Genomic DNA, 20,633 nt, shown 5'->3' on the forward strand with positions numbered 1-20,633 from the left:
AAACAAAGAAACGTTTTAAAGCGCTATTTTCGTAGTCCTATCCGTATAAGTATTAACGCAATTGCGAGATATATAACTTAAGCTAAACCAAACTCTTTAGCTTTATTATTAAGTTCCATTAAATTTTTAACCTCCAATTTTTTCATGAGATTAAAACGATGCACCTCGGCAGTTCGCTTACTAATTTTAAGCTCCTCGGCTATATCTTTATTATTTTTAAGCTGAAGCACTAAATTTAGTATTTGCTTTTCGCGTTTAGTAAGTTTAAAAGGATCTTCCTTTACCTCTTTCTTAGTAGCAACCGCTGCATTTGTGTTACCGTTTACGAAGTTATTCATAATAATAGAAGACACATCGCCAGTAAAATATTTTCCCCCAGAGGCTACGCTATTTACGGCTTTTAAAAACTCTTCCTTACTAGCTCCTTTTAATAAATACCCATCGGCCCCAGCTTGAATTGCTTTTACTACGTATTCTTCTGAATCGTGCATAGAAAGCACCAAAGTGCGCACATCGGTATACAATTTGTTAATCTCTCCTACAGCCTCTATACCATTCATTTCGGGCATACGAATATCTATAATCAATACATCCGGTTTGTTTTTGGCAACAACATCTAAAGCTTCTTTTCCGTTTGAAGCCTCATCAATTACAACAATTCCTGTTTGATCCTCTAAAAGCGCTTTAATACCATCTCTTACTAAAACATGGTCGTCTGCTAATACTACATTAATTACATCCATAAACTTAAATATGATAGTCCAAAAATACGTATATAAAAGAAAACTACGTATACATTTTTTAAGAATTGCTTCTATAATACTTACTTACTCTTAAATATCCTCTAAAGGAATATTAAGAGTCACTCGAGTGCCTTGTCCTGCGCCCGAGGTTACAAAAATGCGTCCGTTAATATATTTAATTCGCTCTTTCATAAAAGTCATTCCCATGCCGCCATCGCCCATTTTTACATGCTTAACATTATCTGGATCGAAACCTTTACCGTTATCGTCAATAACAATACTTAACATGCTTTCGCTATGCGATAAAGACACCAAAATATGCGTAGATTCGGCATATTTAATAGCATTATTAATAGCTTCTTGAGTAATTCTATAAATATTTATTTCGGTAAGCGAATCTAGTCTCTTATTAAAATCTGTTTTATTAAAAAGAATAATATCCTTACCCGTTAATCTGGTTAACTCTTGCGTTAACTTAGTAATTGCTGGCACAATACCATGGTCTGATAATTCTGGAGGCGTTAAATTAAAAGTTGCCGTTCTAACCCCTTTTATAATGTTAGTTGTTAACTCCTTTAAATATTCAATTTTAACGCTTGCTTTTTCAATATCTTTGGTATCAATACTTTCTAGGTTATATTTTAAACCGGTAAGCATTTGCCCTATACCATCGTGTACATCTTTAGCAATACGACTTTGCTCCTTTTCTTGGTTTTCAATAATCTTACTAGAAATTATTTTTTGCTGACTCATACGTTCTTCAAAACGTTGCGTATTAAGTCTACTTATTTCTAATTGAGCTAATTTACGCTCTGTAATTTCTGAAGCTATAATTAATATTTCAGATTTCTCATTTGTAGGATTGTATGGAATAATAGCCATTTCGAGCCAAATAACATCCTTAGTTTTGGTTGTTGCTTTTACTTCGCCTTGCCAACCCGTTTTTTTATACTTACTAATTAGATCTTCTATTATAACTTGTTCATTTTCTTCGGTAGACAATACCTTCCAGAACATGATAGAATTATTAAATTTTGAAAATTTAAATAATCTAGAAAACTTATTTCCTAAATGAACAATACTTCCATTGGGTAAAATACGAGCAAACAATAGCGTGTCTTCCATAACACGACTTAAGGCGCGCAATTCTTTAATAGATTTTTCTTTGGCAAGACTGAGCTCATCGGCATCGAAAGCCATTTTTTTAGCACGCTTTTCGGCAAGTAATAAATCGGCTAAAACAGATTTTACAGATTTTGCTGCCGGCCAAAATATGAATAAAAACTCGGCTAAAAGTATTAATAAGGTTAATGCTGTTAACCAAAATTCTAGTTGCCTTAACCGGTCTACTTTAGCGTTAGCCTCAAGATCATATTGATTTACAATATCATCCATGATACTTAAAAAGGTAGCTTCGTACGCCTTAACTTTTTCTACATCCTGTTTATAATTCTCATTGGAAAAGTCTGGAAATAGCTCAATTATATTAATAATAGATTGTGAAGCCGTACTTATCGAATCGAAAATAGGATTTAACCGCTTAAACTTCTCATTAATGTTTTCGCTATTGTTATTTGGTAACCCTAAACTATCATTACCTTTTTGAAGTGCATGATGAGATAATGACCAAAGATGTAGTGTTTCTTTGATTTTTTCCTTTAGAAGAATACGATTACTTGTATTAGTTTCTACTGATATTGAGAGGACATCTTTAGTGAGTTTCTGACTTAACATACGTTGGCGACCAGCAACATTTATTACGGTAGAATCGCTTTCCTGATCGCTTAAATGTGTACGTATTAAAACCTGACTTAAAACCACCGATATAGCGATGGTAAATAAGGCAATAATGTATAAACGGCGTAATTTATCAAACGTTCTTTGGTCTAATGAATTACTTGATTTAATCATACGTATGGTTTAAGAAATAGCCTGTTTTACTAAGGCTAAACTTTTTTCAGAAAAAGGTAAACCTAAAGCAGCTTCATGACCCTTATCGGACATTTTTACCCAGGTTTTTTTAAGAATATCAATTATTTTTTCGTCGCTATGCTTAGCTGCAAATTCCTCAAAATAATAATCTAGAAACACCAAACAAATGGTATCCTCTAAGGTTTGAGATTCTTCGTTTTTCTTAATTAATTTTTTAAGAATTATAGCTTTAACCCTATCGCAAAATTGTTCATCAAAACCCACTTGTATTAAAATATCGACAGTTAAATCGGCATGCATTTTCTTTAAGGTTTCACGCCATTTCAAATAACCCACACGATCCATTGGATATTCGTCTCTACCAATTTTCCAACGACAAATATGTTGTGCGCGTGCAGCGATTTGTAATGCTTTGGATGCATTAGGCTCAAACTGCAATAACTTCCTTGTCATACGTTGCGAATACAACAGTTCCTTTGGGTAACTCATACCTGCAACTTCGTAGGTATTAATATCTTCGGAGTTTGCTTTATCGATTAAAGCAATGGCAGTTTCAAATCTGGTAGGCTTCATATTTTGTGTGTTTTGGTCTATCAATTATTCTGAAAAGCCAATATACACATTTTCTTCTTCAATTTTAACAGGATAAATCGCAATAGGCTCCAATTCTCCATTTAAATTTTCTCCTGTTTCCAAAGAAAATGTTTTTTTATGCAACGGGCAAGCTACCATAGGAATTCCCTTATGATCACCTATCATACCTCTACTTAACACCATTTCCTCTTTATAAGGCGATAGGTTTTGGCAAGCATACCATGTACTTAATCTGCTAAAGTTAAAGACTGCTATTTGTAAATCTTTATACTTAACACAGGCACCTCCATCCTTTGGAAAGTCATTAATATGTGCTGCTTTAAACCAAATCTTTACCTCGTCGTTTTTTACTGTTTTGTACTTACTAGCGATTGTATTCATATGATATAAATTTTTGATATTAATTATTTCCAAGGCTCTGGCATTTTTTGCTCTCTTAAAGGCACAAACACTAAATTATCATCTTCATCTTCAGTGTTAACAAAATGATTAAAACGCTTCATCATTTCTGGATCATTGACCGCTTGAGTCCATTCGCACTCAAATTTATTTACTAATGATTGCATTTCGTTTTCTAAATCTTCAACAATACCCAATTTATCGTCAATAATTACCTCTTTTAAGTAATCTAAACCGCCTTCTAATCGCTCTTGCCATGCGGCAGTACGCTGTAAAGGTTTTGCTGTTCGCATATAAAACATCAAGTAACGATCAATATATTTAATCACAGTTTCGTTATCAATTTGTTCTGCAAATAATTCGGCATGTCGTGGTGTAGCTCCACCATTTCCACCTAGATATAAATTCCAACCACCTTCAACGGCAATTAAACCAAAATCTTTTCCTCTAGCTTCTGCACACTCACGAATACACCCTGAAACACCACCTTTAATTTTATGTGGCGCACGAATACCACGGTATCGATTTTCTAGCTCGATACCAAAGCTTACACTTTCGGCCATACCATAGCGACACCATGTTGAGCCAACACAGGTTTTTACAGTACGTAACGATTTTCCGTAGGCATGCCCACTTTCAAACCCATGGCTTATTAAATCTTTCCAAATTAGTGGTAATTGTTTTAAGGTTGCACCGAATAAATCGATACGCACACCACCAGTAACTTTGGTATATAAATCGTATTTTTTAGCAATTTCTCCAAGTGCAATTAACTTATCGGGCGTGATTTCGCCACCTGGAACACGCGGTACAACAGAATAGGTGCCGTTACGTTGAATATTTGCCATAAACCTATCGTTAGAATCTTGAATAGCATATTCCTTATTGGCAGTATCTGCATTAATAGAGGCCATTAATGAAGCAACAAGTGGCTTACATAATTCGCAACCATGACCTCCCGTGCCATGATTATCCAGCACCTCGTTAAACGTGGTATAGCCTTTTACTTGTATAATTTTATATAAATCTTGTCTGCTTAGTTCGAAATGTTCGCAAACGCCTTCTTTAACTTCAATACCCAAAGCTTTAAGTGTAGCATTAGTTAAATCGGCAACCATTGGTTTACAGCCACCGCAACCTGTACCTGCTTTAGTACAACTTACTACGCCTGCAATATCTGTGGCTTCACCATTTTCGATAGCTGAACAAATTTGTCCTTTAGTTACGCTCTCGCAAGAACATACCTGAGCCTCATCTGGCAAATCGGTTACATCTCCAAAGGAAGACGCACCATCGCTTGCCGGTAATATCAATTGAGATGGGTCTTCCGGAATAGCCATACCGTTTAAATATATTTGATGCAACATGTTGTAAGTAGAAGCATCTCCAACAAGAATCCCGCCTAATAATTTTTTACCATCGTGACTCACATTGATACGTTTATACAAATGCTGAGTTTTGTTTTCAAAAATTATAGAATGCCCTTTTGATGCCGGCATAAATGGTTCACCAAAACTAGCAACATCAACACCAATTAATTTTAGTTTGGTAGACATATCGATATCTGCAGGCATAATTACCTCTGCCTTACCAATAATTTGATCTACCGCTACCCCAGCCATATCGTAACCTGGAGCAACCAAACCATAAATCATTTGATTATATAGAGCAATCTCGCCTATGGCAAAAATGTTTTCATCGGAAGTTTGCATTTTATTATCTACCACAATACCACCACGAACACCAACTTCGAGTCCGCAGTTTTTCCCTAGCTCATCTCTTGGACGAATACCTGCTGAAACAATTAGCATATCAACATCTAACACATCGTCTTCACCAAACTCTAAGCCTACAATAGAACCATTACCTAAAATTTGATTGGTAGCCTTACTTAAATGAATATTTAACCCAATAGATTCTAGTTTTAGCTGTAAAACTTGACTACTTCGTAAATCTAATTGCCTTGGCATTAATTTAGATGCAAACTCGACAATATGTGGTTCTAAACCCATATCCATAACAGCCTTACCAGCCTCCAAACCTAATAGACCGCCACCAAGAACAGCAGCTTTAGCATTGGGGTTTTTAGCTTTAAGTTTTGCGGCATAAGCTAACATACCTTCTAAATCTTCTATGGTTCTATACACAAAAACACCTTCCTTTTCAACACCTTTAATTGGAGGTACAAAAGGTGAAGACCCTGTAGCTAAAACTAAATAATCATAAGAAAACTCACGATCTTTAGCAGTTTTTATAGTTTTATCTTTTCTTGAAATATCTGAAACACGTTCTCCAGTAATTAAGTCAATATTATTATCGGCGTACCATTCTGCCGGAGCCATTTCTAGAGCTTTAGCATCTTGGTTTTCGAAAAACTCACTTAAATGAACCCTATCATAAGCAGGTCTTGGCTCTTCACCAAAAACCGTTATTTTAAAATCTTTAAACTCGGTTTTTTGTACAAATTTTTCACAAAACTTGTAACCAACCATTCCATTTCCAACAACAATAATATGTTTCATAATTACGTATTTGAAACAAAACTAAGTATTTTTACTTAATTTACGTAGTCGAAATTAAAAAACTACTTAAAAAACACGTAATATTATTGATTTCTCAAATTGAAATACTAATAATTGATTTTTAGAAAAATTATGAAGTTGATTTTGCTGAAATCTTAAACTTTTGTGATAGTTACCCTAACACTCTTAGAAGCCGGTGTTTTAGCAGTATGAGCAAAACTATCCAACGGCACCAACACATTTGTTTCAGGAAAATAAGTCGCACAACAGTTTTTAGGAATATCGTAACCAACTACTTTAAATTGATTAGCCTCTCGTATAACACCATTATATTCAGACTTAATATTTACAACCTGATGCTCATCAAAACTACGTAGTTTCATATCGTCTCGATTCATAAAAACAATTCGTCTTTCGTTAAAAACACCTCTGTAACGATCGTTTAATCCATAAATAGTAGTATTAAATTGATCGTGACTACGTATTGTCATCATTATTAACTCCCCGTCCTTTAATTTCCAATTAGGAAGTTTATTTGATGTAAAATTGGCTTTCCCCGTTTTCGTTTTAAAAGATCTTACTCGTGCACCATTAGGTAAATAGAAACCTGAAGGCTGTTTTAGTTTTTTATTATAATCTTCGAACCCAGAAACAACCTCAGCAATATCATCACGAACTAAATTATAATCATCCTTGTAGGCTAGCCAATTAATTTTAGAGCGGTCTTTTAAAGTTGCATGAGCTATACCACAAACTACGGCAACTTCACTTAATAAATCATCAGAACAAGGTTCTAAAATACCTTTTGTTGAAGACACAACACCCATAGAATTTTCGACACTTTGTGTTTGTACTCCAGATTTTTGATAATCCTTTTCTGCACGACCTAAACACGGAAATATTAAAGCTTCTTGCCCAGTAACTAAATGCGAACGATTTAGTTTTGTACTCACATGAACCGTTAAATTACAATTGGCTAAAGCCTGTGCAGAATACTTAGTATCTGGTACCGCAGAGATAAAATTTCCGCCCATACCGAAAAACACTTTTACTTTGCCCTCGTACATCGCTTTTATAGATTCTATAACACTATAACCATGCTTAACTGAAGGCTTAAAACCATATTTATCTTCAATCTTGTCTAAAAACGCTTGCGGTGCAGCTTCCCAAATACCAACTGTTCTATCGCCTTGAACATTAGAGTGTCCACGAACGGGACAAGTGCCGGCGCCTTCTATACCAATACTACCTTTAAGTAATAATAAATTAACAAGCTCTCGAATATTATCGACGGCATTTTCATGCTGTGTTAGGCCCATGGCCCAACAGATAATAATTTTATCGTTATTCAGGATTAAATCAAAAGCCTCATTAAAAGTTTCAAAAGTAACTCCTGAAGCCTCCAAACAAGTTTCAAAATTATAGGTTTTTAAATCTGAAATAAAATCGTTGTATCCCGAAGTAAATTCATTAATAAAAGCTTTATCAAAAACACCGCCTTGAGCCTCCTCTTTTTCTAGTAATTTTAACAACAAAGCTTTAAAGAAAGCCACATCTCCATTAATGGTTATTGGCACAAACACATCTGAAAGTTTAGTACCTCCAGTAAGCATTTTTATTGGGTTTTGAGGATCTGTAAATTTTATTAAACCGGCTTCTGGCAAAGGATTTACTGCTATAATTTTACCTCCGTTTTTTTTAGTTTTTTCTAGAGCAGATAACATTCTTGGATGGTTGGTTGCTGGATTTTGTCCAATTACCATAACTACTTCTGCTTTATATAAATCATCTAAAGTAACGGAGCCTTTACCAATACCTAAAGTTTCGGAGAGCGCACTTCCACTTGCCTCGTGACACATATTAGAACAATCTGGCAAATTAGAAGTCCCGTATTCTCTAACAAATAATTGATATAAAAAAGCAGCTTCATTAGTTGTTCTACCAGAAGTATAAAACGCGGCTTCATCCGGATTATCTAAAGCATTTAAATGTTCTGCTATTTTATTAAAAGCATCATCCCAAGAAATAGGTTGATAATGAGATGCTCCTTTGGGCAGATACATGGGTTCTGACAAACGACCTGATTTTCCTATTTCAAAATCTGATAAACTCGCTAAATCATCAACGGCATTTTGTGCAAAAAACTCACGGTTAATAAGTTTGTTCTGCATTTCTTCAGCCATAGCTTTTAAACCATTTTCGCAGTATTCACCAATTGCAGAACGATCGTCGTCTGGATCTGGCCACGCGCAACCTGGGCAATCAAAACCACCTTTTTGATTCATTTTTAACGATACCTTTAAAGCATCTAATGGTTTCATGTATTTGTTAGCATGACCCAAAGAAGCTTTCAATGCTCCAAAACCCACACTATTAGTTGGCGGCGTTTTAGTTTTTAAATTCTCGAATTTTTCGGGTGTTAAGGCTTTTTCTATTGGTGATTTACTCATTAAATTTCAATTATTTGAATGGGAACTCTTTTAAATCAAATTTACAATATAATCGTCGTTTAGGTTATAATCTTCGAATAGCAAATGGTTTTTTTAATAACAATTATGATTAAAAACTAAAACAATTAATTATCTAACCTTGCCTGTTGCTTGCAAAAACAATCTTCCATCATTTTATAAAGCTCCGGATGCTTTCGTTTAAATAATTTAGGACGTTCAAAAAAATACTCGGAGGCTACGGCAAAAAATTCTTCTTGATTTGTACCGCCATAATTTCTAATATCTGATGCGTTATTATTTATAGCCTCCATTTTGTCGTGCATAAGCTTTAACCAAGGTATAGCGTAGGCACTGGATAATAAAAGTTTAGGAATACCATCTACATCGCCATCCAATTTATCTATAAGATGCACAAACTCATGGATTGCCGTATTTCCTTTATCTGTTTTATTATTAAACCCTAATCGCAATGCTTTTCTAGATAATATCATCTGGTTTTTAAAACGTCCTGTACCAACTAAGCCAGCAATATTTCTATTTTCGCCTTCAAAATTATAATCGGCATTAAAATGATCTGGATAAATAAGCACCGTTGTTAAATTTGTGTAGCTCCAATTATCGAAACAAAAAACGGGAATAACGGCACTTGCGGCAACTAAAACCACATCCAATTCTTCTAATTGAAACTTAACAGATTCTACATGCGTTTCCGATAAAAAACGTGCCATTTTGGATCTAAAAAGCGCTTGTTCTTTACTTAATTCTAGATTTTTATAAAACAATACATGACTTAACAAAAGCTTATGCCATGTATCTGGAATTTTATAAATCTTCTTGGGTTTACTGTTTTTGTAATGATAGATTCCATACAACAGCAAAGTAATTACTACTATAACTAATACCATAAATTAACCAACAACCGAATTTTCAACATTCATATTACTCATGTAAGGCTGTTTTGTTAAACGTTTGCCTGTGGCCTTATAAATAGCATTTGCAACAGCTGCCCCAATTGGTGGTAACGTTGGTTCGCCTAAACCTGTTGGATCTATATTATTTTCTATAAAATGAACATCGACTTTAGGCGTTTGCCCCATGCGAATTAATTGATACGTATTAAAATTATTAGATTGTGGTACACCGTTATTAAAACCAAAATCTGAATATAAAGCATGCCCAATACCATCAATAACACCGCCTTTAGCTTGGTTCATAGCACCTAGCGGATTAACTACAATACCACAATCTACAGCACAAGTAACGCGCTTTACATTAGGTATTCCATTTTCCATAGTAATGTCTGCCACCTCAGCGACATGCGAATTATGACAATAGTACACCGAAAGTCCTTGATATACTCCTTCTTCGGTATTACCCCAATTCGATTTTTCGACAGCCAATTTTAAAACAGCCTGTAAACGGTCTGGACTATACTCGATGTTGGCCTCCGGATTCTTCTTAACATTATCTAATAAATCCATGTGTAATTGCACTCTATCCATGCCTAATTCTTCTGCTAATTCATCAAAAAAGCTTTGCTCTGCACTAGCTAAAAAATTGGTATATGGCGCTCTCCACGCTCCGGTAGTAATATTACTCTTGTAGTTAGCAGTATCGACTTGATAATTCTCTATAGCACCTGCAGGAAAGAAATTAGGAATTAAACCATACATATTTCCATTTACACAAGCCTCTTTTAAATGATAACCTGTAACCTTACCGTCTTTAATTGATGCTGCTATTTTATATTTTGTTGACGGCCGATATACACCCGTAGTCATATCATCTTCTCTTGAAGAAACTACTTTTATTGGTTTCTTGATAGCATTAGATATTTCAGCAGCTTCATAAACAAAATCACCGTATAAACGTCTGCCAAAGCCACCTCCCATTCTGGTCATTTCTAAATGAACATCTTGTAAATCTCTTTCTAATAACTCTGAAACAACTTTAGCCGCAGCCTCCGGTGTTTGTACTGGACCAACCAAATGCACTTTTTCTGGTGTTACGTTAGCGAAGAAATTCATAGGTTCCATAGTGTTATGAGGTAAAAAAGGCGCCTCGTAAACCCGTTCAATAACTTTATCTGCAGCAGCAAAAGCTTTCTTTACATTTCCGTCCTTTCGCCGTGTTTTAAACTTCTTTCCATCCAATAATGCTAGTAAAGCTTTATCATGAGTTTCGGTGCTTTCTAGTGGTGTTTCGGTTTTCCAGATAGCTTTAATTGCTTTTTGGCCTTTCATTGCTTCCCAAGTAGATTTCGCTATAACAACCACTTTATCAGAGCTACTCATCTGCATTGACCAATTACTTTTTCCGCTGTCTCTGTAGGCTCTAATTTTTTCACCAATAGTAATTACAGCAACAACTCCAGGTAATGCCAATGCCACAGAATCATCAAAAGATTCTAAAACCTGCCCGAATGCAGGTGGTCTTAAAACACAAGCATACAACATGCCTTCTTCTTTATAATCTATTCCAAAAAGTGGTTTTCCCGTTATTATATTATCAATGTCAACATTGCCTTTTCCTTTTCCTATAATTTTAAAGTCTTTAGGATCTTTTAAAGTTACCTCTTCTGGTACTTCAAGAATGGCTGCTTCGGTTACCACATCGCCATAGCCTAAAGTTTCGCCTTTGGCGTTTGTAATTACCCCATTTGACACCGAACATTCTGAGGCATCAACACCCCATCTTGCAGCAGCAGCATTTACCAACATTTGTTTTGCCGTTGCCCCTGTTTGTCTTAAAGGTTCCCAACCATGACGAATAGACTGACTACCACCAGCTACTTGTCTTTGGTAATTTTCGGTATCTAATTTACCTTGTTGCACATATACATCTTTCCAGGCTACATCCAACTCTTCTGCAATAAGCATTGGCATAGATGTTTTTACGCCCTGACCAATTTCTGGGTTAGGAGAAAAAATAGTTACTTTACCTTCTTCTGAAATTTTAATAAACGCATTAAAATCGTTGTAATTTAGTTGGCTTAAATCTACCGGAGGTTTTACATCTGCTTTACAAGCATTGAATAAATTAAAACCTATAATCATACCACCACTAGCTAAAGCCGATGATTTTAAGAACGATCTTCTACTGAATGTCATTTTTTTTGAAGCTGCCATTTGTTTATTTATATAGGATTAACTTATTTTTTTGATGCTAATTTTACAGCTTCTTGAATACTATTATAGGCCGCACATCTGCAAATATTACCATGCATCGCATCGCGTATTTCAGAATCTGAAGGACTAGCATTCGTTTTTAAAAATGCTGAAGCCGTCATAATTTGTCCGGCTTGACAGTAGCCACATTGCGGTACATCTACTACTTTCCATGCTTGCTGTACAGGGTGGTCGCCATGTTCTGAAAGCCCTTCAATAGTAGTTATATTCATGCCTTCTGCTTGCGATACTTGTAATAAACAACTTCGTGTAGCATTACCATCTACATGCACTGTACAGGCCCCGCATTGTCCAATACCACAACCAAATTTTGTACCTACTAAATTAATTTTATCGCGTAACACCCATAGTAATGGCATATCGCTATCTGCTTCAACAGCAAAAGATTTATTATTGATTTTTAAGTTGAATGTTGGCATGGTTTAAATTTTTGTATTAAGGTATTAAAAATTAAAGCGATTACTATCCTAACTTAATTTATTTAACATTCGATTAACTAGTTTCTAGTTTTCAATATTCGCCCTTTTTGTAATTTCATTTTTTCTATTAAAATAAAAACTACTTTTAAGAAGTAAATTATTTTATATTGTGACATGACTAACACTAAACGCATTGGCCTAATTCTAGGTCCTATTTTATTTGTTTTAATACGATTATTTTTTCATCCTGAAGGTCTCTCAGACGAAGCTAACGGTGTTTTAGCTTCTACGCTATGGATTGCGCTGTGGTGGATTACCGAGGCTATTCCTATTGCGGCAACAGCTTTATTACCTATAGTATTATTTCCTCTTTCGGGAAGTTTGGATATTGGCACAACCACTGCATCCTTTGGTCATAAATTTGTGTTTCTGTATTTAGGCGGTTTTATTATTGCTATAGCCATTGAAAAATGGAATTTACATAAACGTATTGCGCTTAATATTATTAATATAATTGGGTCCAACGTTCAAAAAATTATTTTAGGGTTTATGCTAGCCACAGCATTTTTATCGATGTGGATTTCCAATACAGCCACTTCGGTAATGATGTTACCCATAGGGATAGCCATAATAAAACAATTAAAAGACAATCCTAAAACCGATGAAGATGAAAACTTAGTATTTGGGAAGGCCTTAATGCTAGCCATAGCCTACAGCGCATCTATTGGAGGTATTGCCACCTTAATTGGAACACCTCCAAATTTAGTGTTAGCAGGTGTTGTAGCTGAAACCTATGGTTACGAAATAACCTTTGCACAATGGTTTATTTTTGGGTTTCCTATTTCAGTGCTTTTATTATTTATATGTTGGAAGTATTTAACCGTATTCGCTTTTACCTTTAAGCAAAAAGAATTCCCAGGAGGCAAAGAAGAAATAAAACGTTTGCTAAAGTTACTTGGTAAAATGACTTATGAAGAAAAAGTAATAGCTACCGTTTTTGCAGCAACTGCTTTTTGTTGGATAACCCGCTCCTTTTTATTAACGAAACTCTTACCGCAAATTGATGATACTATTATAGCTATTTTATTTGCTATCATTTTATTCTTGATACCATCAAAAACCAAGCACGAGAATTTAATTTCGTGGAAAGACACCAAGAATTTACCTTGGGGTATTATTTTACTTTTTGGAGGCGGTATGGCGTTAGCAAAAGGTTTTGATTCTAGTGGATTAGCCTCTTGGATAGGAAGCCAAATGACTGCATTAGAAGGCGTAACCACCATACTTTTAATTTTCCTTTTAATAGCAGCGGTAAATTTCCTTACCGAAATCACATCCAATTTAGCCACTACTGCTATGCTATTACCTGTATTAGCACCAATGGCAATCACTATAGATATACACCCGTTTATTTTAATGGTTGGTGCAGCTGTAGCGGCATCGTGTGCCTTTATGCTTCCGGTGGCAACACCGCCTAATGCCGTAGTTTTTGGATCCGGTTACTTAAGAATACCTGATATGGTTAGTAAAGGGATTGTTATGAATATCATATCGATAATCATTTTAACGCTTTTTGTCTATTTTGTTTTACCTGAACTTTGGGGTATTGTAATTGAAGGATTTCCGGAGAGCCTTAGGACATCTAAATAACGTTATACATTAATCTAAAAATACAGGAAACTTACTAAAAAAATAGTGATTTAAGAGACCTTATTTTTTACAAATTGTAAGGCACGTTTTTCATTATAATACACATTCTTTTTATCTATAAAACCTGCATGCCCACCATAATTAGGCATTTCTAAATACAAATTATCATTGTTTTTAGCCTCCTTTACTGGATAACATTCTGGAGATAAAAAAGAATCGTTTAAAGCATTAATAATTAAAGTTGGAATTTTTATTTTCGGCAAAAACTGTAAACTACTACTACGTACATAATAATCTAAAGCATCTTCAAAATCGTGTGCTTTTGCGGTATACACATTATCGAAATCTGTTAATGTCTTTATAGATTCTAGCGTTTTATCATTTAGCTTATCAGGAAACTTTTTCTGTTTAACCTTTAACCTGTTTAATAAATGTTTTAAAAACCTATCGTGGTATAATTTGTTTTTAAACGTATGCAATTGCAATGCCGAACCTGCTAAATAACACGGTACAGAAACAGCTATTGCCGCTTTAACCTCTTCAGGAATAATATTTCGTTCTCCTAAATATTTTAGAATAATATTAGCACCTAAACTAATGCCTTTTAAGTAAATTTCTGAATAAGATTTTGTGCCATTAATATGGGCCAAAACATTTTTTAAATCCTCAGTATCACCAGAATGATAACTTCTATATTTTAAATTGTCTTCGCCACTACAGCCTCTAAAATTTATACAAACAGCATCAATATTATTTTCGTTAAATAATTTTGCTGTTCCCGTCATGTAGGGACGTTGTCCGTTGCCTTCTAAACCATGCAGAAGCACAACAAGCTTATTTGTTTTTTGTTTAGAATAACTCCAATCTAAGTCTAAAAAATCGCCATCAATTAATGTAATACGTTCACGTTCTTGTTTTATAGCTACGCGACGCACCAATCCAGAATACACTGTGGATACAAATCCTTTTTTAAAGAATAATGGTGGCTTGTATGTTGACTCTACTATTGGCATGTATTTATTTTACTTTAAGGTCTGCAAATTTAAAAGTATTTCCGTTAAATAATCCTTTATCGCTTAATTTTAACGAAGGTATAACTAATAAAGCCATAAAAGACAAGGTCATATAAGGCGCATGTAGTTTACTTCCTAAAGTTTTCGCCATTTTATCTAACTCCGCATATTGCTTCCCTATAGTTTCGCCATCTTTATCGCTCATAATTCCTGCTACTGGAAGAGACACTATTTTTTCTTCGGAATTGGAAACAGCACAAATTCCACCTTTATTTTTTATAATAACATTTACCGCTTTACTGATGGCTTCGTCTGAAACACCTACAGCAATGATATTATGAGAATCATGCCCAACAGATGATGCAATAGCACCTTCGGTTAAACCAAAATTCTTTATAAATGCCATAGCTGGCTTTTGATTTTCATAACGATTTACAACCGTCATTTTTAAAATATCATTCTTAACATTGGATACTAAGTTACCACCTTGGTGTTTCGCTTTTTCAACTAACTCATTGGTTACCAACTGCCCTTCTAAAGCTTCAATTACACGAATTTGTTTTGCTGTAGATTCTACTCTAAAATCGGTAACTTCTTTTTCATTACAGTTAAAATTATTGAGATTTTCAAAGGTGACATCCTGTATTAACGATTTTCCATCAGTAAAAACAAGTTCTCCTTTTATATAGGTTTGAAGCGTTTTAAAAGTTCTTAAATCTTGCAACACAATTAAATCTGCATCATCGCCTTTTTGCAGTAAACCAACATCTAGATTATAATGTTTTACAGGATTAATACAAGCGGCTTGCAAGACTTTAAACACATCGATTCCCTTTGCTACTGCACGCTCACACAGTTGATTAATATGTCCTAAAATTAAATCGTCTGGGTGTTTATCGTCGCTACAAAACATCATGTTTTCAAAATGTTCTGGTAACAAATCAATTAAAGCATCGAAATTTTTAGCAGCACTTCCTTCTCTAATTAAAATTTTCATGCCTTTTTGAAGCTTCTCTAGAGCCTCATCAAAGGTAAAACACTCATGATCGGTTGTAATTCCTGCACGAATATACTTCGATACATCTTTACCTCTTAGTCCTGGTGCATGTCCATCAATAGGTTTATTAAAATATTTAGCCCAAGCTATTTTTTTCATGACTTCATCGTCATTAAAAAGAACGCCAGGGTAATTCATCATTTCAGCTAAATACTTAATATCGGGGTTTTCAAGAAGTACTTTAATATCATCGGAATCTATAATGGCTCCAGCCGATTCAAAATCTGTAGCAGGAACACAAGACGGTGCCCCAAAGTTGAATTTAAAAGGGACTTGCTTTCCGTTTTCAATCATAAACTCCACACCTTTAACCCCTAATACATTAGCTATTTCATGCGGATCGGAAACGGTTGATACTGTGCCATGAGTTACTGCTAGTTTAGCAAACTCACTAGGCACTAACATAGAACTTTCTATATGAATATGCGCATCTACAAAACCTGGAATTATATATTGGTTAACCTGATGCTCCTTTTCTTGAATAGAAACAATTTTACCGTTTACAAATGTAATTTCTCCTTTGTAAATGCGTTTATTTTGTATGTCTACTATGTTGCCTTGTAAAATCAAATGGATGCTTTTTTTAAGTTTTAATAAGAAATATTATAAGCTTACTATTATATACGTGGAAAAGAGAATTTAAAGCTATGCGCTATTTCAATTCAATTTTCATTATTTGTTTGGTACTTTCTGTTACTCTAAACCGGTTATCGGCGCGCCTGTTAATTACCCACACGATGTCTTTGCCTGAATAGAGGAGCCATGTATTTTCTTTATCTAAAAGTGATAATTTTTCGTCTTTAAAATACTTACTTACTTTTTTCTTTCCTGTCATGCCTAACGGATAAAACACATCGCCTTCTTCATATTTCTTAATAGTTAAAGGAAACTGCAGCTTGCTTTTATCAACATAGATAACATTGGTTCGTTTTCCAAAAATAGCGTCGGCTTCATCGAAAAATAAGATGCCGAAAGGTGTTTCTATTTGCTTTTCGTTTTTTAAAACTGAAATAGATTTATGATGCTCCACATCTATTTTACTTAGCAATAAATGCGCTCTGTTTTTTATTAATCGGTAGGTGTTAGAAAATACTTGCTTACCGGTTTCGCCATCCAATAAACTAACAATATCGTCCCATTGGGTGAAACCAAATTCCTTTAAAGCCTCATAAAGGTATGGCTTAGGGTTGTTAAGTTTTTTAAATTCGGCAATTTTAAACCGTACTTCGTTACCCTCTATATTTTCGATAGCTTTATTTAAAAAAGTATCGACACTATCTTCGACGATATGATTTGTTTCCTTTAGATTATTGAGTGTGTTTTGAAAACTTTGTAGCAAACTTGGGTTTATTTCCTTTAAAACAGGAATGACTTGGTGTCTTAATTTATTTCGTAAATATTTTACCGATTTATTACTACTATCGTCGCGCCAAGATATGTTATTTTTCGCGGCATAGTTTTCGATGTCTTGAGATGAAAATGGTAATAATGGGCGCACAAACTTACCATTAACTTCGGGTATTCCTGTGAGACCTTCTAACCCTGTTCCTCTTGTAAAATTGATTAAAAATGTTTCTAGATTATCGTCGGCATGATGTGCGGTTAATATGTAATCGAATTTTAATTGATTGGCTAAATCGTTAAACCAATTGTAACGCAACTCGCGTGCCGCCATTTGAATGGACAACTTAGCATCTGTGGCAAAAGTTTGCGTATCGAAACGTTCTACAAAGACTTCTAGATTTAATTTATTGGCAAGATTAGCTACCGATGCTTCGTCGGCTTCACTTTCGGCGCCTCTTAAATTAAAATTGCAATGTGCTAAGGTTATATCTAGTTTTAATTGGTGACATAAATGAGTTAGCACCACGCTGTCTATTCCGCCAGAAATAGCGATTAGTATTTTACCTTCGTTTAAAAACGAGAGGTTTTTATTGATATGAGTTTGTAATGTATTGTGCACGCTCAAAGTTAAGTTTTATTTTATTCTCGCAAAAGATGAGAAGCCTTAAGTTTTTAAAATATACCATAGATTTCTGTTTTAAAACCTGCGCTGGCAGATGCGTGCGCAAGGGATTGAAACGGCATCCTTTTTTTGCTGCCATAAATGGCAAAAAAAGATATAGTGTAAAGCCCGACCCTTGGGTTGCCTGCCTGCCGGCAGGCAGGCGCCATAAACCTTTTAATTTTCTAAAACATCGCGCATAGCCTTGGCTTTTATTAGGCATTCCTCGTACTCTTTTAAGGGATCGCTTTTGGCTGTTATGGCGCCACCAACGGAATAAGAGACGAATTTTTTGGTTTTATTGTAGAGAATGCTTCGTATTACGACGTTAAAATCGAAATCGCCCGTGGGTGTAAAATACCCGATGGCACCGGAATAGATTCCGCGTTTGCAATCCTCGAGGGTTTCTATAATTTTCATGGCCGATAATTTTGGCGCTCCCGTCATGCTACCCATTGGGAATGTGCTTTTTATAATATCGACTGGATGCGTGCTTGGATCCACCTGAGAAGTGATTGTAGAAATCATGTGATGCACTTGCTGGAAGGTGTAAATTTTACATAACTCCTCGACTTTTACACTGCCTTTTAATGCTGTTTTTGATAAATCGTTACGCACTAAATCGACTATCATAATGTTTTCGCTACGTTCCTTTTTATCTTTATGTAGGTTTGTTTTTAGCAAATTATCGTCGGCGGTATTCATTGCACGTTTTGCTGTCCCTTTTATGGGTTGCGAAATTATGGTATTGCCTTGCTTTTTTAAATAGCGCTCGGGCGATGCACTAAGTACATACTTATCTTCCAGCTTTATAAACGCTGCAAAGGGCGGTTTGGAAATACTATTGAGTTTTTGGTAGGTTTCCAAAGGGTTTATTTCCTTATTTTCGGCATAAAACTCTTGGCAAAAATTGGCCTCGTAAATGTCGCCACGGTAAATATGCTCTAGCATGGTGTTTACCTTCTCGAAGTAAGCATCCTTATGGGTACGTAGCTTAATTTTAATATCGGAATATGCTTGTCCGCGAGCTACTTGCGTACGTATTTTTATGGCTAGTAGGTCGTCGTCAATTTCGTCGTCAACAAAATTTAAATATTGAATTTCAACTTGGTTACCACTAATTAAAAACACCTTTTTTGGCTGAAAGAAACACATATCGGAAAAGCCTAATCCATCAAATTTACTAGACTTTAACGCTTCGGTATCGTTTTTTAAATCGTAGGTTAGGTAACCAAAAATCCAATCGTTGGTATAGCCTTGGTACTCTTTAAGTTTCTCGAAACCTTGGTGGTAATCTGTTTTAATACTCGTAAAAGCTTCTACCGCCAAAATAGCATCGTAACTGTAATGCTTTTGCTCATTTTTGTTGGTGTTTGGGTTAGAGTCTAGCCATACAACTTCATCAAATTGTTGAGCCCAATTAAGCAGCTGGGTTTTAAATTTTTCGATATCCTCGAAAGTATGAATTTGTTTTGTCCTCAATTAAATAAATTATTAGGAATTCATTTTAACCTTAAGTCACAATAAATTCTAAGCAAAGTTAGTTAGAATCCATAAAGCCTGTCTAAAATTTTATCAATTATTTTAGTAAAACTTATAACCCTTTGTTTATGCTTTTAATAAAAATGATATTCTGTTAACATCAAAAATCAGTAAACCGCTTTTTAAAATTTAAGATTTTTGTACATTGTTTTAAATTTAAAAAATTCATGTACAGCTTAGAAAATAATATCCTTAAAATTGACATTAAAAAAACGGGCGCAGAGCTATGCGGCATTACCGGTTTAAAAAACAACATCGCTTTTATGTGGCATGCAGACCCCGATATTTGGGGTAGTTACGCGCCTAATCTATTCCCTATTATTGGTGCACTAAAAGATAATACTTATATTTTTGAAGACCATAAATACGAGTTACCAAAACATGGTTTTATTAGAAATAATGAAGATATTACACTACTTGAACAAACTAAAAACAGTATTACCTTTAAACTTGTTAGTAATAATGATTTAATAAAAAAATACCCTTTTAATTTTGAGTTTTTAATTACTTACACACTTACAGAAAACACTATTGAAGTAAAACATAGCATAAAAAACCTAGATGACAACACCATGTATTTTTCGGTTGGCGGCCACCCCGCTTTTAAATGCCCTGTTTACCAAAACGAAAATTACGAAGATTACTCCTTCGAGTTTGAACACACCGAAAACTCCAAAACGCATTTAGTGAATATGGAAAATGGTTTAATAACTGCCAATACAGAACAGGTATTTGATAACTCGAATAAAATTGAACTAAACCGCGATATATTTAAAAAGGACGCGCTTATTTTTAAAGATTTAAAATCTAAAAAAGTGACCTTAAAAAGTGCGAATCACGGTCCTATTTTAACGGTAAGTCACCATGATTTCGACTATTTAGGGCTTTGGGCAAAACCAAACGGCGACTATGTATGTATAGAGCCATGGCTGGGTATAGCAGATAGCGAAGACACTAACCAAAACCTAATAGAAAAAGAAGGGATTATTAGTTTAGCCCCAAATAAAAGTTACCAAGCCACCTATAGTATTGAAATACATAATAGCCATTTAGTCTAACAGAATAAATAAGCTTAACTTTGCGCGCTAAATAGCACTATTTTGTAATTTAAGCTTAGGT

Annotated in this window: 15 protein-coding genes; 2 read left to right on the plus strand and 13 right to left on the minus strand. The window is 34.8% G+C overall.

What is annotated here, in order from left to right:
* Positions 1-77: 77 nt before the first annotated feature.
* The 9 genes from HNQ90_RS13070 to HNQ90_RS13110 all read right to left on the minus strand — a co-directional run bounded on the left by HNQ90_RS13070 (position 78) and on the right by HNQ90_RS13110 (position 12,247).
* Positions 78-743: a response regulator transcription factor gene (locus tag HNQ90_RS13070; protein ID WP_144117538.1), complete on the minus strand. Its 666-nt coding sequence runs from the start codon at positions 741-743 to the stop codon at positions 78-80.
* 90 nt (positions 744-833) lie between these two features.
* The gene (locus tag HNQ90_RS13075) at positions 834-2,654 is read right to left on the minus strand and encodes a sensor histidine kinase (RefSeq protein WP_172625912.1); all 1,821 of its coding nucleotides are present in this window, start codon (positions 2,652-2,654) and stop codon (positions 834-836) included.
* Between the two features lie 9 nt (positions 2,655-2,663).
* Positions 2,664-3,248: a DUF4202 domain-containing protein gene (locus HNQ90_RS13080; RefSeq protein WP_144117540.1), complete on the minus strand. Its 585-nt coding sequence runs from the start codon at positions 3,246-3,248 to the stop codon at positions 2,664-2,666.
* A 24-nt stretch (positions 3,249-3,272) separates the two neighbouring features.
* Positions 3,273-3,650, minus strand: coding sequence for a nitrite reductase small subunit NirD (gene nirD, locus HNQ90_RS13085; RefSeq protein WP_144117542.1), 378 nt, complete (start codon positions 3,648-3,650; stop codon positions 3,273-3,275).
* Positions 3,651-3,673: 23 nt separating this feature from the next.
* Positions 3,674-6,190 carry a nitrite reductase large subunit NirB gene (gene nirB, locus HNQ90_RS13090; RefSeq protein ID WP_144117544.1) on the minus strand — a complete coding sequence of 839 codons (2,517 nt, stop codon included), beginning with the start codon at positions 6,188-6,190 and terminating at the stop codon, positions 3,674-3,676.
* Positions 6,191-6,345: 155 nt separating this feature from the next.
* Positions 6,346-8,640, minus strand: coding sequence for an FdhF/YdeP family oxidoreductase (locus HNQ90_RS13095; RefSeq protein WP_144117546.1), 2,295 nt, complete (start codon positions 8,638-8,640; stop codon positions 6,346-6,348).
* A gap of 125 nt (positions 8,641-8,765) precedes the next feature.
* Entirely contained in the window at positions 8,766-9,545 is a 780-nt protein-coding gene (locus HNQ90_RS13100) for a M90 family metallopeptidase (RefSeq protein WP_144117548.1), read from the minus strand.
* Between the two features lie 3 nt (positions 9,546-9,548).
* On the minus strand, positions 9,549-11,768 hold the full coding sequence (locus tag HNQ90_RS13105) for a xanthine dehydrogenase family protein molybdopterin-binding subunit (RefSeq protein WP_144117550.1): 2,220 nt from the start codon (positions 11,766-11,768) through the stop codon (positions 9,549-9,551).
* A gap of 23 nt (positions 11,769-11,791) precedes the next feature.
* Entirely contained in the window at positions 11,792-12,247 is a 456-nt protein-coding gene (locus tag HNQ90_RS13110; RefSeq protein WP_144117552.1) for a (2Fe-2S)-binding protein, read from the minus strand.
* Positions 12,248-12,421: 174 nt separating this feature from the next.
* Between HNQ90_RS13110 and HNQ90_RS13115 the strand changes: the two genes are divergently transcribed.
* Complete coding sequence (locus HNQ90_RS13115; protein ID WP_144117554.1) at positions 12,422-13,897, plus strand: SLC13 family permease; 1,476 nt, start codon at positions 12,422-12,424, stop codon at positions 13,895-13,897.
* A 50-nt stretch (positions 13,898-13,947) separates the two neighbouring features.
* Here the strand turns inward: HNQ90_RS13115 and HNQ90_RS13120 are convergent, their stop codons facing one another.
* From HNQ90_RS13120 to pabB, 4 genes are all read right to left on the minus strand, one after another.
* Complete coding sequence (locus HNQ90_RS13120; RefSeq protein WP_144117556.1) at positions 13,948-14,910, minus strand: YheT family hydrolase; 963 nt, start codon at positions 14,908-14,910, stop codon at positions 13,948-13,950.
* Between the two features lie 4 nt (positions 14,911-14,914).
* Positions 14,915-16,537 carry an adenine deaminase gene (gene ade, locus HNQ90_RS13125; protein WP_144117558.1) on the minus strand — a complete coding sequence of 541 codons (1,623 nt, stop codon included), beginning with the start codon at positions 16,535-16,537 and terminating at the stop codon, positions 14,915-14,917.
* 82 nt (positions 16,538-16,619) lie between these two features.
* A complete protein-coding gene (gene tilS, locus HNQ90_RS13130) occupies positions 16,620-17,930 on the minus strand; it encodes a tRNA lysidine(34) synthetase TilS (RefSeq protein WP_144117559.1) in 1,311 nt (436 codons plus the stop codon).
* Positions 17,931-18,149: 219 nt separating this feature from the next.
* On the minus strand, positions 18,150-19,454 hold the full coding sequence (gene pabB, locus HNQ90_RS13135) for an aminodeoxychorismate synthase component I (protein ID WP_144117561.1): 1,305 nt from the start codon (positions 19,452-19,454) through the stop codon (positions 18,150-18,152).
* A 227-nt stretch (positions 19,455-19,681) separates the two neighbouring features.
* On the opposite strand from pabB, the gene HNQ90_RS13140 reads away from it, so the two are divergent.
* A complete protein-coding gene (locus tag HNQ90_RS13140) occupies positions 19,682-20,572 on the plus strand; it encodes an aldose 1-epimerase family protein (RefSeq protein WP_144117563.1) in 891 nt (296 codons plus the stop codon).
* Positions 20,573-20,633 lie beyond the last annotated feature (61 nt).

The organism is Algibacter amylolyticus (genome assembly GCF_014202225.1).
Taxonomy (GTDB): domain Bacteria; phylum Bacteroidota; class Bacteroidia; order Flavobacteriales; family Flavobacteriaceae; genus Algibacter_B; species Algibacter_B amylolyticus.

Coding starts and splice junctions, on each gene's coding strand:
- HNQ90_RS13070 (WP_144117538.1), bottom strand. CDS start 743: ATGGATGTAATTAATGTAGTATTAGCAGACGACCATGTTTTAGTAAGA.
- HNQ90_RS13075 (WP_172625912.1), bottom strand. CDS start 2,654: ATGATTAAATCAAGTAATTCATTAGACCAAAGAACGTTTGATAAATTA.
- HNQ90_RS13080 (WP_144117540.1), bottom strand. CDS start 3,248: ATGAAGCCTACCAGATTTGAAACTGCCATTGCTTTAATCGATAAAGCA.
- nirD (WP_144117542.1), bottom strand. CDS start 3,650: ATGAATACAATCGCTAGTAAGTACAAAACAGTAAAAAACGACGAGGTA.
- nirB (WP_144117544.1), bottom strand. CDS start 6,190: ATGAAACATATTATTGTTGTTGGAAATGGAATGGTTGGTTACAAGTTT.
- HNQ90_RS13095 (WP_144117546.1), bottom strand. CDS start 8,640: ATGAGTAAATCACCAATAGAAAAAGCCTTAACACCCGAAAAATTCGAG.
- HNQ90_RS13100 (WP_144117548.1), bottom strand. CDS start 9,545: ATGGTATTAGTTATAGTAGTAATTACTTTGCTGTTGTATGGAATCTAT.
- HNQ90_RS13105 (WP_144117550.1), bottom strand. CDS start 11,768: ATGGCAGCTTCAAAAAAAATGACATTCAGTAGAAGATCGTTCTTAAAA.
- HNQ90_RS13110 (WP_144117552.1), bottom strand. CDS start 12,247: ATGCCAACATTCAACTTAAAAATCAATAATAAATCTTTTGCTGTTGAA.
- HNQ90_RS13115 (WP_144117554.1), top strand. CDS start 12,422: ATGACTAACACTAAACGCATTGGCCTAATTCTAGGTCCTATTTTATTT.
- HNQ90_RS13120 (WP_144117556.1), bottom strand. CDS start 14,910: ATGCCAATAGTAGAGTCAACATACAAGCCACCATTATTCTTTAAAAAA.
- HNQ90_RS13140 (WP_144117563.1), top strand. CDS start 19,682: ATGTACAGCTTAGAAAATAATATCCTTAAAATTGACATTAAAAAAACG.